Origin of the sequence: Actinomadura macra NBRC 14102 (assembly GCF_001552215.1) — a bacterium.
GTDB lineage: Bacteria > Actinomycetota > Actinomycetes > Streptosporangiales > Streptosporangiaceae > Spirillospora > Spirillospora macra.
Genome location: NZ_BCQT01000032.1, coordinates 45,523 through 58,576 on the forward strand (window position 1 = coordinate 45,523; position 13,054 = coordinate 58,576).

Annotated in this window: 11 protein-coding genes and 1 pseudogene; 2 read left to right on the top strand and 10 right to left on the bottom strand. The window is 64.7% G+C overall.

Going from position 1 to position 13,054, the window contains the following annotated elements; all coding sequences use genetic code 11:
• Positions 1–11: 11 nt before the first annotated feature.
• The 8 genes from AMA02S_RS38290 to AMA02S_RS38325 all read right to left on the bottom strand — a co-directional run bounded on the left by AMA02S_RS38290 (position 12) and on the right by AMA02S_RS38325 (position 8,422).
• Positions 12–773, bottom strand: a complete 762-nt coding sequence (locus tag AMA02S_RS38290) for a hypothetical protein (RefSeq protein WP_157431117.1) — start codon at positions 771–773, stop codon at positions 12–14.
• Between the two features lie 46 nt (positions 774–819).
• Complete coding sequence (locus AMA02S_RS38295) at positions 820–1,518, bottom strand: SAF domain-containing protein (protein ID WP_157431118.1); 699 nt, start codon at positions 1,516–1,518, stop codon at positions 820–822.
• 1,277 nt (positions 1,519–2,795) lie between these two features.
• On the bottom strand, positions 2,796–3,398 hold the full coding sequence (locus tag AMA02S_RS38300) for an ATP-binding protein (RefSeq protein WP_067469532.1): 603 nt from the start codon (positions 3,396–3,398) through the stop codon (positions 2,796–2,798).
• A 593-nt stretch (positions 3,399–3,991) separates the two neighbouring features.
• Complete coding sequence (locus AMA02S_RS38305; RefSeq protein ID WP_067469537.1) at positions 3,992–4,477, bottom strand: hypothetical protein; 486 nt, start codon at positions 4,475–4,477, stop codon at positions 3,992–3,994.
• A 199-nt stretch (positions 4,478–4,676) separates the two neighbouring features.
• Positions 4,677–5,891, bottom strand: a complete 1,215-nt coding sequence (locus AMA02S_RS38310; RefSeq protein ID WP_218005264.1) for a cytochrome P450 family protein — start codon at positions 5,889–5,891, stop codon at positions 4,677–4,679.
• A gap of 37 nt (positions 5,892–5,928) precedes the next feature.
• The gene (locus AMA02S_RS38315) at positions 5,929–7,203 is read right to left on the bottom strand and encodes an MAB_1171c family putative transporter (RefSeq protein WP_067469539.1); all 1,275 of its coding nucleotides are present in this window, start codon (positions 7,201–7,203) and stop codon (positions 5,929–5,931) included.
• A 42-nt stretch (positions 7,204–7,245) separates the two neighbouring features.
• Positions 7,246–7,719 carry a hypothetical protein gene (locus AMA02S_RS38320; protein WP_157431119.1) on the bottom strand — a complete coding sequence of 158 codons (474 nt, stop codon included), beginning with the start codon at positions 7,717–7,719 and terminating at the stop codon, positions 7,246–7,248.
• A 223-nt stretch (positions 7,720–7,942) separates the two neighbouring features.
• Positions 7,943–8,422: a helix-turn-helix domain-containing protein gene (locus AMA02S_RS38325; RefSeq protein ID WP_218005265.1), complete on the bottom strand. Its 480-nt coding sequence runs from the start codon at positions 8,420–8,422 to the stop codon at positions 7,943–7,945.
• Positions 8,423–9,157: 735 nt separating this feature from the next.
• Between AMA02S_RS38325 and AMA02S_RS38330 the strand changes: the two genes are divergently transcribed.
• Positions 9,158–10,084 carry a PxKF domain-containing protein gene (locus AMA02S_RS38330; RefSeq protein WP_157431120.1) on the top strand — a complete coding sequence of 309 codons (927 nt, stop codon included), beginning with the start codon at positions 9,158–9,160 and terminating at the stop codon, positions 10,082–10,084.
• A gap of 609 nt (positions 10,085–10,693) precedes the next feature.
• Here the strand turns inward: AMA02S_RS38330 and AMA02S_RS42570 are convergent.
• Positions 10,694–11,497: a hypothetical protein gene (locus tag AMA02S_RS42570; protein WP_157431121.1), complete on the bottom strand. Its 804-nt coding sequence runs from the start codon at positions 11,495–11,497 to the stop codon at positions 10,694–10,696.
• A gap of 688 nt (positions 11,498–12,185) precedes the next feature.
• Here AMA02S_RS42570 and AMA02S_RS38340 point away from each other — a divergent pair.
• Positions 12,186–12,725, top strand: a complete 540-nt coding sequence (locus tag AMA02S_RS38340; RefSeq protein ID WP_067469570.1) for a GrpB family protein — start codon at positions 12,186–12,188, stop codon at positions 12,723–12,725.
• Positions 12,726–12,819: 94 nt separating this feature from the next.
• Here AMA02S_RS38340 and AMA02S_RS43145 read toward each other — a convergent pair.
• Positions 12,820–13,054, bottom strand: a pseudogene (locus AMA02S_RS43145) (methyltransferase domain-containing protein); the annotation flags it as partial.

A 13,054-nucleotide genomic window follows, 5' to 3' on the forward strand; every position in this document is an offset into this window, starting at 1 on the left:
GCCCGACACATTCACCGGCGGCCTCCCGCGGCAGGCGCGACCGGGCCTGGCGACCCGGTGGCGTGGTCATCCGGCGACCCGGTGGCCATGAGCGTGCGGATCCGCCGACCGAGGCCGTCCAGCGACCTAACCAGTAGCGAGGACTTGAAGGTCAACCGAGGCCGAGCACCGTCCGACAAGACCGCCGCATCAACCGGCGAGCACGGCAGCTCCGCCAGCACCGGCGTATGGAGCACGCGCTCGGCCTCGCTTGCACGGTAGGAACCTTCACGAATCACGCACAACCCGATCGCCGCTGGATCCGTTACTAGCTCCTTCAGAGCGTCCAGACGCGGAGCCGCCGCATCGACCTGCGGCAGCGTGGACCCCAGCACCATGACCACCAGGTGCGCCGCCTTCAGCAGGTCCTCCGGGGTGTCGGTGCCGCCCACCCGGCCAAGGTCAGCCAGGACATCTCCGTCCCGCTCCACCAGCACTTCAGCTAACCGAGGCCACAAGGGCGCCAAGCGGACTCCATGCCGAGGATCACGAACACCATGTAGCAACTCCACTCGCCCGTCGTCCGCGATCGGCATGACGTACTCCTCCAACGGAACCGCCGCCCGCGGATCGGCCTCGGCCGCCATCGCCACGCCCAGCAGCCCCGGCCCAGTAGGCTCCCGTATCCGATCGGCCATGAACCCCGGCAGCACACCGCGCCCCATCGGGTCGCACTCAGCCAAAAGCACCCGGCCAGGCCAAGTCAGCGCAAGACCCAGCGCCGTCGTCGTCACCCCCGGCGACCCGCCAGACGAGATCAGGCAACACAACGCCATCGCCTCAATCCCTCCTTTCTGTCACCACGAGCACGATCGTCCCGGTCGCCGCCTGCCTCGCCACCGTGCTGCTCTGGGAATCGGTCACCAGCAGCGACACCGTCACCGAACCCTCGGCATCCGGCTCCTTCACCTGATCGACCACCGCCTCGACATCCGGCAACGCCGTGCCCGGCGTACGGTCCTGCCCGCCTGCGGGACTCGGGTTCTGGTCGCCAGAGGTGAACACGATGCGAAGGCGCCAACCCGGCCCCAACCCGGGAGGCAATGCGCCGGCTTTCACAGGAACGGTCACCAGCGCTTGCCCCGGCTGCGGACTCTGCTGCACCGTCAGCTGAGAGGCTGCCAGCAACGTCCCCTTGCGCAATCCGATCGAGGCACGCCGCCCGACGACCTCTGAAAGCTGACGGTCCGGAATCACCGGGACGGCCGAGTCCACTGCCACCCGGGCCACATCCAGATCGGCATGAACGACCTGTTGCCCCACCGGGACATCACGCGCCAGGCGCACCACCGGTTCTCGGGCGCTCGACGACCGGACCAGCTGCACGTTCGCCAGCACGGCAAAGGCCATCAGAATCACCCCGACGGCAATCCACTCCGGACGGCGCTGCCGTGCCAGCCGTGTGGACGACATGGAGACCGGACCGCCTGTCAGCTTCGGTACGCGTGACCGGGGTAGCGTCCTTCTGGTGCCTTTCATGATGTTCCTCGTACGTACAGGCCCTGCGCTTCGGCGACCCGCATACGAAGGCTTGTCGAACGGCTCAACGGTGGCAACATCCCACCCGATCCGTCCGACCCTCTCCACGTGCCGCCCCAGGTGACCGTCACTCGCACCCGATACGCCGCACCCCGCTCATGAACCGACGACTGTGAAAAGGTGTACGAGCAATCGGTGCGTTGCGACGACACCGGCATGGACTCGTCGAATGCGGTGCCCGCACCGCTACATCGCACGACCCGATGCCCATACCCCGGATCGATCGTCGTGCTCTGCGGCCTGGCGGTCACCTCGGCCCAGACTCCCCGTGCAGCCGCGCGCCCACTGACAGATCGCCAGTTCGTCACCCAGAACCACTCCGGCAACCCCACCAGCCCATCAGACCAACGAGGTGGAGCCGTCCTCACAACCGGCACAGGAACCGGAAGCCGCGTCCATTTCGTCAACGCCAACTCGGCCGGCGACAACTTCCGTGACTTACCGCGGCCCTTAGAGGATGGCGTACACACCTGCACGTTGTCGCTCAGCGTCCGGCAATCATGAGGTCCAATGTCATTCTCCTCCGCGCCCAGATGGCTGCTCTCGTCCGCCGGCCGTCCCCCCTCGTTGCTTGTTGAGCTTCCATCGTCAAGTGCGCCGAAGTGGTAGCCGTAGGTGTTGACGCCAGGTGGGATGGGATCGTGCGGGAACGACGCTGAGACACCGGGAGAGAACGCGCTGATTATCGCTAGCGTGAATGCTCTCAATTTGTCAGCATCCTTCATTGAGTGTGATTGACCTGCTCACGCGCCATTGACCATCGGGGCTCTTGTTCAATAGCGCCTTTAGGCTTCCTTCTTTAACGCCCCGGTTGACTATCTGCCTCGTATTTACCTCTATGAGCCCCGCTCGACTGGAATCTTGGCAATCCAAGACGATGGCGTTGTCGAGGTTGATCTGAATACTTCTTACGTGGGGCGCCACCGTGCCGTACGTCATGAGATTCTTGTTCCTCATCTCCTCGATACGCTTCAGCACCCGAGTGAGTTGAGGTTCGATCATTACCGTCGATAGTTGCCGTAGGCGATCACTCGCTGCGAGAGAGCCCGCGCGGTCCAACATCGCTACAAATTTCAGGTAGGTCTGTCGAATAAGCTCTCGATCACCAGAAGGTGGCAATGATGGCTCATGGACCGAAGCGGGGGATGGGGATAGGGCAACGCCTTTGTCGCTGGTGTTGCAGCCTGGCAGTAGCAACACGGACCCCACCATGCTGATCACCAGGCCGAGTCGAGTTCCTCTGCGACTGATTCTGGGCAAGCTCCTACCTCCATACACCTGATCGTTTGAAGTGCTTGTTCTCCCAGCTCCGACTGGAGCCCGAACGAGACGTTGGCGACACCGCCACCCTGGTTCTTCATCCCTGTGACAATGGTTGGGAGTAGCGCGATCACCCACTTGCCGATCGGCGAGGCGGTTCGCTCCACTTGGAATGCGCCGGCCACCATCTGGACTAGGGGAAGGCCCCATCCGCCCGTTCGGTCGTCGTCGGGCCCAAGGGCTTCAGGGTCGGGGACGATGTCGTCCAGTGTCAGGTCACCGAGCGCGCCGACGGTCGGCATGGTCGTGGAAGAGTCCCAGACGCCGATCACCAGCCCGATGCTGATCCATCGCAGATGGAGAATCACCTGATCGGTCGGTCTCGACATCCGGATGGCGTTGGTGACCAATTCACTGACGACTAATACGGCATCGTCCAACGACACCGGAAGGCGCCACTTATGAACTGCGGTCGCGATTTGGTCGCGGGCCAAGCCAACGCTCGAACTCAGTGCGGTGAAACGGCGAGTGCTGGTACACCTGGTCACGGTTGTGGTCATGGTGCTCACATTTCTCAGGCCCCACCGCTGGCATAGGACAAGATGGTGTGGGCACGGTAAGGCTAGTTGGTCTGCGCCTCAATACGGTCGCTGTCAATCAACGCGATTGAGGCGACAGAGTAGTAGTTGTACGGACCCTGGCCGCGTATTACGTTCGAGATCGCCCGGTGATGATTGAGGAGGCGCTACACATGCACCGGGCATGCCGGGCGGCCTTCTAGTAGTCGATGGATTTCTAGGCGCGCGCTTCAGGGTGATCGCTGTCGTGCTCAATTTACTGAGCACTTGGTGGATCCAACCTCAGAGCAAGGTGGGGCGCGCTGCGTGACCGACTCGGGGCCGGTCTACGCGTCCTTCTTTTTGATCGTCAGATCGATGAAGAGGGCCTTGCCGGGAACCTCGCCGCCCCCGAAAAGCTTTTCAGGCAGGGGTTGCGCTCGTTCGCGGGGATTCCGCCTAGTGCGCCGTGAGTGGCGGTTGTTCAGGCTGAGAGCGCTGTCAGTCTTGCCGAATGGAGCGCGGCACCCTGTTCCACCCTTTTGGCTTGCGCTGGCCTTGCGTCCCGCTATCGCGGTGAGTGATGTGGCCAGTGGTTAGCCGGGCAGGACGGGCACAAGCGGTCTCAGCAGGCCACGCTCGTGCAGGTGCTGGTCGGCGGCACCTGCTTGGGTCAGCAGGCGGTATGCGGTGATGAGTGCGGCCGGACTGACGGCAGACGGTGCGGCGTTCATGATCCAACTCACCCCCTCGGCCCAGTTGACGCCGCGGCGGACATCACCGCAGGTGGTCATGGTGGCGCGGCGCAGTGTGGGACTGAGCGCGATGGCTTCGGCCGCGATCCTGATGGCCGTCAGTTCGAGGTCGAGGTCCTCACGATCGGCCAGTGCATCGCTCGCGCGTCGCAGGGCATAGGGGTCAGGCTGTAGACCCCTCCAGTGATCGGGTCGGAATGCCGACGTCTGCGCCAGTGCGTAGGTGTGCACGAGCCGCGTTAGGGCGTTCACAGCCGGGTCGAGGACTGTGCGGGCGTTGGTGATCTCCCCGTCTGGCCTGCTTGGTGCGTGAGCGGCCTGCTCCATGGTGTACCCCCGTGGTGTTGTCGCCTGACCGATCATCTTCACTTATAAGTGAAGGACTGATACGGAGAGTAGTTATCCAGAGCCTCTCTGTCAACCAAGCGAGCCGATTCGAGCTTCGATGCTTGGAACAGAAGTGATGGACCTCTGTGGCATCGCTCATGCCGCGCTGTGATGCGGCCGGTTCGTCCGCGATGCGGGTCTAGCCGGGATTGGGGTGCCAGCGAACTGGGAGAGCGTGTAGACCGCGCATCATCCGACTCGCGCGCCAGGCAAGCGGTTCGGCAGCAGTGTCCAGGTGCAGACCAGGGAAGCGGCGCAGCAGGCTGGCCAAGGCGATGTGGGCTTCAGCGCGGGCCAGCGCAGATCCCAGGCAGTAGTGGGGGCCGTGGCCGAAGGCCAGGTGGCCATGCGGGGCGCCGGTGCGGGTGAGGTCGAGGGTCGCGGGGGCGGGGTAGTGAGCGGGATCGCGGTTCGCGGCGCCGATACCGATCATGACGATCTGTTCGGCGGGGATGATGGTCGAGTCGTACGCGACCGGTTGGGTGGTGAATCGGACGGTGGCGATCCCAAGCGGGGAGTCGTAGCGCAGGAACTCCTCGATGGCTGAGGCGAGCCGGTCGGGTGTGGCGGCCATGGCGGCGTGCTGAGCGGGGTGGAGCAGCAGAGCCAGCACGGCGTTGCCGATCAGGTTGGTGGTTGTCTCGTGCCCGGCGATCAGCAAGAGCGTCGCCAGCGACACCAGTTCCTGCTGGCTGAGGCGGTCGCTGCGTTGGCGGGCCGCGATCAGGGCGTCGAGTAGATCTCCGTCCTCGCCTCCGGAGCCCGCGTCGTGCTCGGTGCGGTGGCATCTGCTGGCGACAAGGGCCGCCATGTAGTCGGCGATGTGATGGGAGGCCTGGTCGCGGATGGTGGTGTCGCCGGTGGTGAACATGGCGTTGGACCAGAGGCGGAGCTGCGTGCGGTCGTGTTCAGGCAGGCCCAGTAGCTCGCAAATGATGGTGACCGGCAATGGTACGGCGAATTCGGCGATCAGATCGGCGGCGCCTTGGGGCGCGATCGTCTCCAGCAGCCGGTCAGTGATCTGCTGGATGCGGGGGCGGAGCCGCTCCACTGTGGTGGCGGTGAACGCCTGGGCTGCTAGGCGCCGTAGCCGTGTGTGGTCGGGGGGATCGGTGGCCAGCATGTTGGCTTGCAACGCCGGGGCGATGTCGCGGCGGTCGCCGAAGAGGTGTCCGAAGCGGCGGGTGTCCCTACTCAGCCGTGGGTCGGTCAGGGCGGCACGGGCTTGCGCGTATCCGGTGATCATCCAGGTGTGATGGCCGTTAGGTGCGACCTTCACCTGCTGCACCGGGCCCTGGCTGCGCAACTTGTCATAGACCTGGTAGGGGTCGCGGTGGAAATCGACGTCGAACACAAGTGACTCCTCATTCGAGATCCAGCTCACTCAGGCGTCATGGACGTGTACGAGGCGCTTCAACGAGGGCCTCAACCAGGTCGGCCGAGGCGGAGAACGCCAAGGACACGCGCATCAGCCAGTCGACCTCGCTGCCCAGATCGCTTCCCGTGCCGCTGGTCGTCGTGTCTCTGCGCTCGCGCCCGGTCGGGGGAGCGGCTTCGGCGAGGGTGGTGTTGTAAATGGGTGTCTCAGCAGGATGTCCCGACAGGTAGGCGGCCAAGGCCATGCGGACTGAGGTCGCCTCGTGGAGTGCCGCTGCCTGCCGAGCATCGAGTTCGGCACCACCTGCGCTGGTCTCGACCCGGCATGTTCCCTTCGAGTGGCGATAGGGCCCCAGGATCAGCAGCCCATCTCGGATCTCGATAACCCGGCGGTGCACCCCGTAGCGGTAGCTGAAACGATCTGGGCCATTCCGGGGCAGGACGATCTGCGGCATCGCCGCTGCCAACGCCCTCCACAGCGGGTCCAGTCGCCGATAGATCCGCCAGTACCGTAGCCACCGCACCGGAGCCGCTGCGGCCGGGCCCCACGCGGGCAAGGTCATGCCTATCGTGATCGCCAGCGCCGCGAGCAAGGGCAGCCCGACAGCGAACACGCATCCGGGAGGGTGCAACGGGCTTGTACACGGCTGATCCTGCCCCGGCACTAGCGGGCCCAGCTGCAGCCACTGCGAGACCACCACCACCGTCTTCTCAACCAGATAGACGACTAGAAGGACGCATCCGAGGGTCACTATCCGCAGGCCGGTGCGGAGTGCGGGCCGTGCGGCAGGGCCTGCGTACTTTGCTGTGATCACTGCCAGGCGCGTGAAGGACCACCCCAAGAACACCACGAAGATCAGGATGTAGCCGACCAGAGCTGGACGGCCGCGGTACAAGGGGCCGAAATCCCCGATGACCGGTGGCAGCGGACTGGCCACGAACAGCCCGGTCATCGCGGTCACGGCGGCCAGCAACGCCACCAGCCAGCGACGGATGCGCACCCGGGCCTCCACCTGCGGGCACGTGACGCTCAGTTGATGCGCCAAGGCTGCGAAGGCGGCAACCGTCGTGCACAAGTTGGACAGCAGACGACCCAGATTCGGGTATAACGCGTTCTCTGCCTGCTGTGCCCCGTCCGAGATCAGCACCAATGCCAGTCCGATCGTCACCAGCAGCAGGCATGTCGAGCCCAGCCCGGGCGGGGCATCAGGACTGCGAAGGTTGTATGCCTTGAAACCTGCCGCAACGAACGCCGCTGCGGCCACCGTCCAGAACACTACGTTGATCACCAACAGCCCCCGATGTGCGTGTCGGCCGCTCGTTAGCACTGACTACTGGCTCGGCTCCCCTTTGCGTCGCCTCGCTCGTGGCCCGTCGGGTGCGGCCGTCTCGGCCGGCCCGGAACGCTGGAACGCGGAGCGGCGTCCCCAAGCGTTGTCCAAACGGTCGAGTACGGCGGCGACATCTGGATCGGTAGGAGCGACTCGACGGCCGGTATGGCAAGGCCGCGACCGGTTCATGACCAAGGTGGCGAAGTATTCTGCTTCGCGTTCCTGTTCGCTGGTATAGGTGGTACGTCCCAGCATTGCGCGCACCAATGCGGGATCTAGATCAGGCAGCAACATCGTGGCCAGATCGCCCACGCTGACCTCACCCTGGTGGCCGGCGAGCAGGTGGCCGATCTCGTGCAACGCGATGTGCTCGCGATGGAACTGGGTGGTCTCCGTCGTGGTGTACACGTAGTCGGTACGGGCGGTGGAGACGAACAAGCCGCACAGGCCCTCTGGCATGGCCGGGATCTGCATCACGTGTAGCGTGCGGCCCGTATGAGCAGCAACAACGACACAGAACTGCTCAAAATCCCACGGCTCAGGGACCCCCAACGCCTCCACACGAGTCCGACATCGCCGTCGTAGGGCGTCTCCCCGCACTAGGTCACCTCCCCGGTATCCACGCCGAGTGCTCGCACCCACCGACAGAGCTTAGTGTGATCGCTTCGCTACTTCTTGTGATTGTGTCATGGGTTACTCAGCTACACGGAGAGGAATCGGCATCGTCCGGCCTGGCGCGCCGCTCCAAGCGAGCGGTCGACTCGATCAGCTCACCGACCATCTGCTGAGCCTCGGGCGACAACTGGAGGAAACTACGCAGGTGCGCGCCGCGTACCCCGGTATCGCGTAGCAAGGTCAACAACTCGATCTGTTCTTCGACGGTCCTGAACACCTCGTCGTCGAAGAAGTAGGAAGGAGGCACGCCGAAGAATGCTGCCAGGGCCTCCAACACCCGCTTGGTGGGATTGTCGTGCTTACCGGTCCGCAGCTTCCACAGGGTGTTGTGCGAGATCTTCTCCCCGGTCAACTCCTCGATCGCGGCCGCAGCCTCCTGGAGGGAGTAGGGTCCGCGCTCATCCGGATGCATCCGGCGGAACAGGTAGTCGACCTTGCGGGCCAGAGGCGGTGCTGCAACATCATCGTCCGACCTCCCCTCCGCGGTGTCATCGCGAGTCACAGAACACCTCCTCCTCTGCGGACGCCGAAGACCCTGGTCACAGTATGTCACTGGCATCTATCACAAGCGCCGTACTTGCCTCTCCCGGCCCGGCAAGACGACCTGTTCGCCACTATTTGTCGGCGTTGTTCGTATTGGGTGCATGCTGGCCCGAATGAGCCTCGTCATTTGTTGGCGGCCAGCTGCGATTTCCCACTGGCGGCCAGTTAGTGGGGAGCTATCTGGCCGTGGATTTTCACGCTTAGTGATCGCGTGGGGTCAGCCGAACGTTCGGGAGTGGAGCTGTGGATGCGGAAGGTCTCCTTACTCGTATAGGTAAACCTTCCGAGGGTTCCAGCCTGACGAATCGCCGATCCGGGCACCGCTCGTCCAGCGCAGGAGTGCGCCTGGAGCATGCGTGACAGCAAAGCGGACCCACGCCCGGCGTGGACGGGACGCGTGTCCCTGCCTCGCAGGACGGCGCCCTCTGGCGTTCATGCTCGGACAGCGGCCATCCTGGGAGGAATCACTCACGGTAGGCGAATGATCCGTTCGGGTAACGGGTGCGGGGGCTTCTACGGCAGGCTTCTACGGCCCCCGGCGCAGGATCGACGGATCAAGCCGCGCGCCGCCCGGGAGTGCGGGCCTCCGCCCCGTGCACTATCTCAGGGGGCGGGTGGCCACGCGCAGGCGTCGCGCCGCGTCAAGCCGGCCCCGTCGAGGGGCCGCCGCGGCTCGACGCAGGAAAGGGGCATCATGTTACACACCGCTTCCCCCGGCCCGCAGGCGGGCGCACCGCGGGCCGGTGCGGCAGGCCCGGTACCGGCGCAGCCCGACAGCACAGCCTCCCTGCCATCGGGCACCACCCGGCGGCCGATCACGCGCCTGGTGACCGCCGTCACCACGATCCTGGCCGTGGCCGCGGCGCTCACGCTGGCGGCGACCGCGCCAGCATGGGCCTACCCGGGCATGTCGGTATCGCTGTCCCAGGCGACCGTCTCCCCGGGCGGCAACGTCACCATTACGGTGTCGGGGACCTCCGACGACACCTACACCAACGCCCGGGTCGGCCTCTACGAGCAGGCAGGCGGCGGCGGCCTGCAATCCTTCACCTCGGTCGCCGCGTGCTCCACCACCTGCACCGAACTGGCAGGGCTCGGGTACTCCGTCACCATCGGCAACCTCGCCCCCGGCGATGCCTTCAACGTCTCCATCACCCTGCAGATCGATCCGGGCACACCCGACCAGAGCTTCTCGGTCCGCAACCAGTTCCGGACCACAGGCCAAGGCAGCGACGCCACCCAAGACGGCCCGACCTTGACCATCGTCGGCACCCCGCCCTACTCCTTCACCGGGTTCTTCGCCCCCGTCGACAACCCGCCCGTGCTCAACACCGTTAACGCCGGGCGCAGCATCCCGATCAAGTTCTCCCTGGACGGCGACCAGGGCCTGGACATCCTGGCCGACAACTCGCCCTACTCCCAGGCCACCACCTGCGGCACCGGCACACAAGACCCCGTCGAGACCACCACCAACTCCAACTCCGGCCTCACCTACGACTCCGGCAGCGGCCGCTACACCTACGTGTGGAAGACCGACAAGGACTGGGCCGGCACCTGCCGCACCTTCCACCTCAAGCTGGCCGACGGCACCGACCACACCGCCCTGTTCCAGTTCAACTAGAACCAGCATCGACTCATCCCCGTGGCCCCGGCACACCGCCGGGGCCACCCCACCGCCCGACCTCAGCTCGCTCGTTTCACCTCCTCGCCGATCACTCAGCGTCATGATCTGACTGGCCGTACGTGGGGAATTGAGGCTGGCCGCTGTCAGTCATTCCCGCTCGCTCATTGAAGAGCAGGCGGTTCTTCTTCCAGTGACCAGCCCTGGGCGTTCTCCTCCTGCTCGCCAACGTCTTCTCCGGGCGTTGCCGCTTGAGCGCCTCCAAGGTTTGATCGACTAGGCGCCAACACCGATGAGCATCGCCGGGATTCACGCTGCCGCGATTCGCGCCATCCGCCACAGGGCTGGTCGGCTGTTGCTCCGTGGTCTGATGAGACTTCTAGACGACGTGCACTGCCTTGGCTTGCTCCGTGCGGTCAGGTCCGACCCATCAGCTCCGGTACGCCAACTGTAAGAACACCTCGTGGCCGCCCACCGGTCGCAGGCTGACGGGTTCCCCGATTGCCAAGGGGGCACGCGGGGACACCCAGTCCACGTCCGCCAGGCGCGGCCCTTCGGTGGGCAAGAGGGTTTCGAACCTTGAGTGGTCGAGTACCTGATTTGCGCGCGTCACATTCCTGAGGCTGGAGCAGCCGATATGGAAGAGATCCGCCCGTCTTGGATTGCGGCGGCGATGCGTGACTCGGCGATACGCCGCTGTTTGTACAGCTTGTTCGCTGCTATCCTTTTGGTCAGGGCGAGTTCTTGGACGGATGAGCCATCGAGACGTGTCGCTATGATCAGCTCGGCCGCTTCCCGGCTGATGATTCGCTGACGTGCGGTATCCAATAGCAGGACGGCCGGGTCGACGCTGAAGGCGGGCGCGCGATCTGGTAGCTCCGGTAGTTGGGTTGGATCGCAGGGGAGGGCACGGTCCTCTCTACCGCGGGCACGAAGCGCTCCCTTGCGGGCCCAAAGCATCAGACGCGCCGCGATATGTGGGCGCTTGGTATCGATACGCGTCAGCTGAGCGACGAACTCAGTAAGCAATTCCGAGATGATGTCGTCCACGAGTTGGCTTGGGCTCGAACGGATGACCCGTGCGGCTGTGCCCTTTAGACCGGGCATGGCCACGCCGATGCAGCCAACGATCCACGCGGGGTCACCGGTCCGGGCTTGATTGAGCAGTTCTCGCCACGCGGCGTCCTTGAGCTCATCTGACGCGCCTTGCTCAAGCAGCCGCAGCTGCAGCTCCTGCAGGTCCACAGGCCGTGGGGGCAGGCCGTGCCCGACTGCTCGCCCGTCGATCGACAGCGGGCTTGGAGCCGATGCCAGTAGAAGGAAGGAACGTTCAGCCACGATCAGCGCGTTGTTCGGACGATCGCCGGCCATCGCGCGGACCGGTCGCTGATGGTTGTTCTGGTGGTTGGTCATGACGCCCCCGGAGGTCGTTGACGGATCGATGACGTCATGTATCCGCGATGGCGTCAGCACTTCATGAGCACTCCATGAGCACAAGGGAGTGCTTACGCGCTGCCGATGATTCGCTCAGAACCCCAGCGACCTGCGATGATGGAGACCATTCAGCGCGCCTACGCGGTGTAGGTAAAGCCGCACAGGTGCTCACAAGCGCCGTGACCTCGACGTTCCGCGGTCGTGAGGCATCTTTGTAAAGAATCTTCGAGCCGTCGGTGTCGACCTGCGGATTCACCTGCGTGCATGTCCGAGATCGCTGCATTGGTCAGGTGGCCGAATGGGCGACATGCGTGGGTTGCGGTTGTGGGCGGTGGCGTCGCTCTCGATTCCAGGCCGAGTCAGGTAGAGAAGTGGAATCGCCAAGCGGCTTGAAGTTCGGGAACTTGTCGCCGCTCTTCTCGTCGCCGTTGTCGCAGAGATCTCAGCTGTGAGCCGGGGCGTTGACCGCCGAAAACGAACATGAGCCGGCCCCAGATGGCTGGACCGAGCCCTTCACCGACCCGCGCCTTTCGGCGCTTATCTCGACCAGCAGTGCTGGGAAGCTCCCTGGTTGGAGGGGTGTGTGTCGTGTGCAGGTGTCCAGGACAGCTGCAGCCCTGTCTTGGTGTGGCGGGTCGGTGCGTTCGAGGTTCGGCAGAATGGTCTTGTGCGTGCTGAGTGGGACGAGGCCTGGCTGGGGTTGATCAAGGGGTCGGTCCGGGTGATGGATAGTCAGCCCGGCTGGCCGGAGGTGTATGAGCAGCTTGCGTCGGCATTGCGTCCTGCACTGGGTGGTGAGGCGGTGGCCATTGAGCATGTCGGGTCGACCTCGGTGCCGGGGCTTCCGGCCAAGCCGATCGTGGATATCGCGGTCGGCCTGGCGCCCGATGCGCAGCTTGTCGATGTTGTGGATGTCGTGACCGCGCTCGGTTATGGGTTCCGCGGCGATAAGGGTGAAGAGGTCGGGTGGTTGTTCGTTCTGGAGCCCCGGCCGCTTTATCGTGTCGCGGACGTTCATGCGGTGCGGCATGGTGGCCTGCAGTGGCGTGCGTATCTGGAGTTCCGGGACCGGCTTCGTTCCGATCCGGCTGCGCATCGGGCGTACGCCCAGCTCAAGCGCCAGCTCGCCGTGAAGCATGTCAATGATCGTCAGGCGTATACGGCGGCGAAAACGTCACTGGTCAAGGAGTTGTTGTCCGGCGCGTAGCGTCGGCCGGGAGAGCGTGTCGGCGAAGGGGTCAGAACGGCTGTGCCGGGGAGTTGATCACGGGCCCTCGCGTGCCAGGAGCTGATGTTCCTGGTTAGCCCACGGGCCTGTCGGGTTCGTCCAGCCAGAGGGTTTGCTCTTCGCTGTTGACGGTGATGCCGTAGCGGTCTCGTCCGGGCCGTCCCTTGCCGAGCCACCAGAGGTAGGCGCCCATCGCCTGGTCCCACAGGCGACGATCGCCGTGCTGGATGACGGTGTACTCGTCGGCCTTGTGCGGCGCGGTGAAGGTGGCCCAGGCATCGTCGGTGGACAGCGTCGCGGTGTAGGTC

Coding starts and splice junctions, on each gene's coding strand:
- AMA02S_RS42570 (WP_157431121.1), bottom strand. CDS start 11,497: ATGACCAACCACCAGAACAACCATCAGCGACCGGTCCGCGCGATGGCC.
- AMA02S_RS38320 (WP_157431119.1), bottom strand. CDS start 7,719: ATGCAGATCCCGGCCATGCCAGAGGGCCTGTGCGGCTTGTTCGTCTCC.
- AMA02S_RS38305 (WP_067469537.1), bottom strand. CDS start 4,477: ATGGAGCAGGCCGCTCACGCACCAAGCAGGCCAGACGGGGAGATCACC.
- AMA02S_RS38330 (WP_157431120.1), top strand. CDS start 9,158: ATGTTACACACCGCTTCCCCCGGCCCGCAGGCGGGCGCACCGCGGGCC.
- AMA02S_RS38295 (WP_157431118.1), bottom strand. CDS start 1,518: ATGAAAGGCACCAGAAGGACGCTACCCCGGTCACGCGTACCGAAGCTG.
- AMA02S_RS38300 (WP_067469532.1), bottom strand. CDS start 3,398: ATGACCACAACCGTGACCAGGTGTACCAGCACTCGCCGTTTCACCGCA.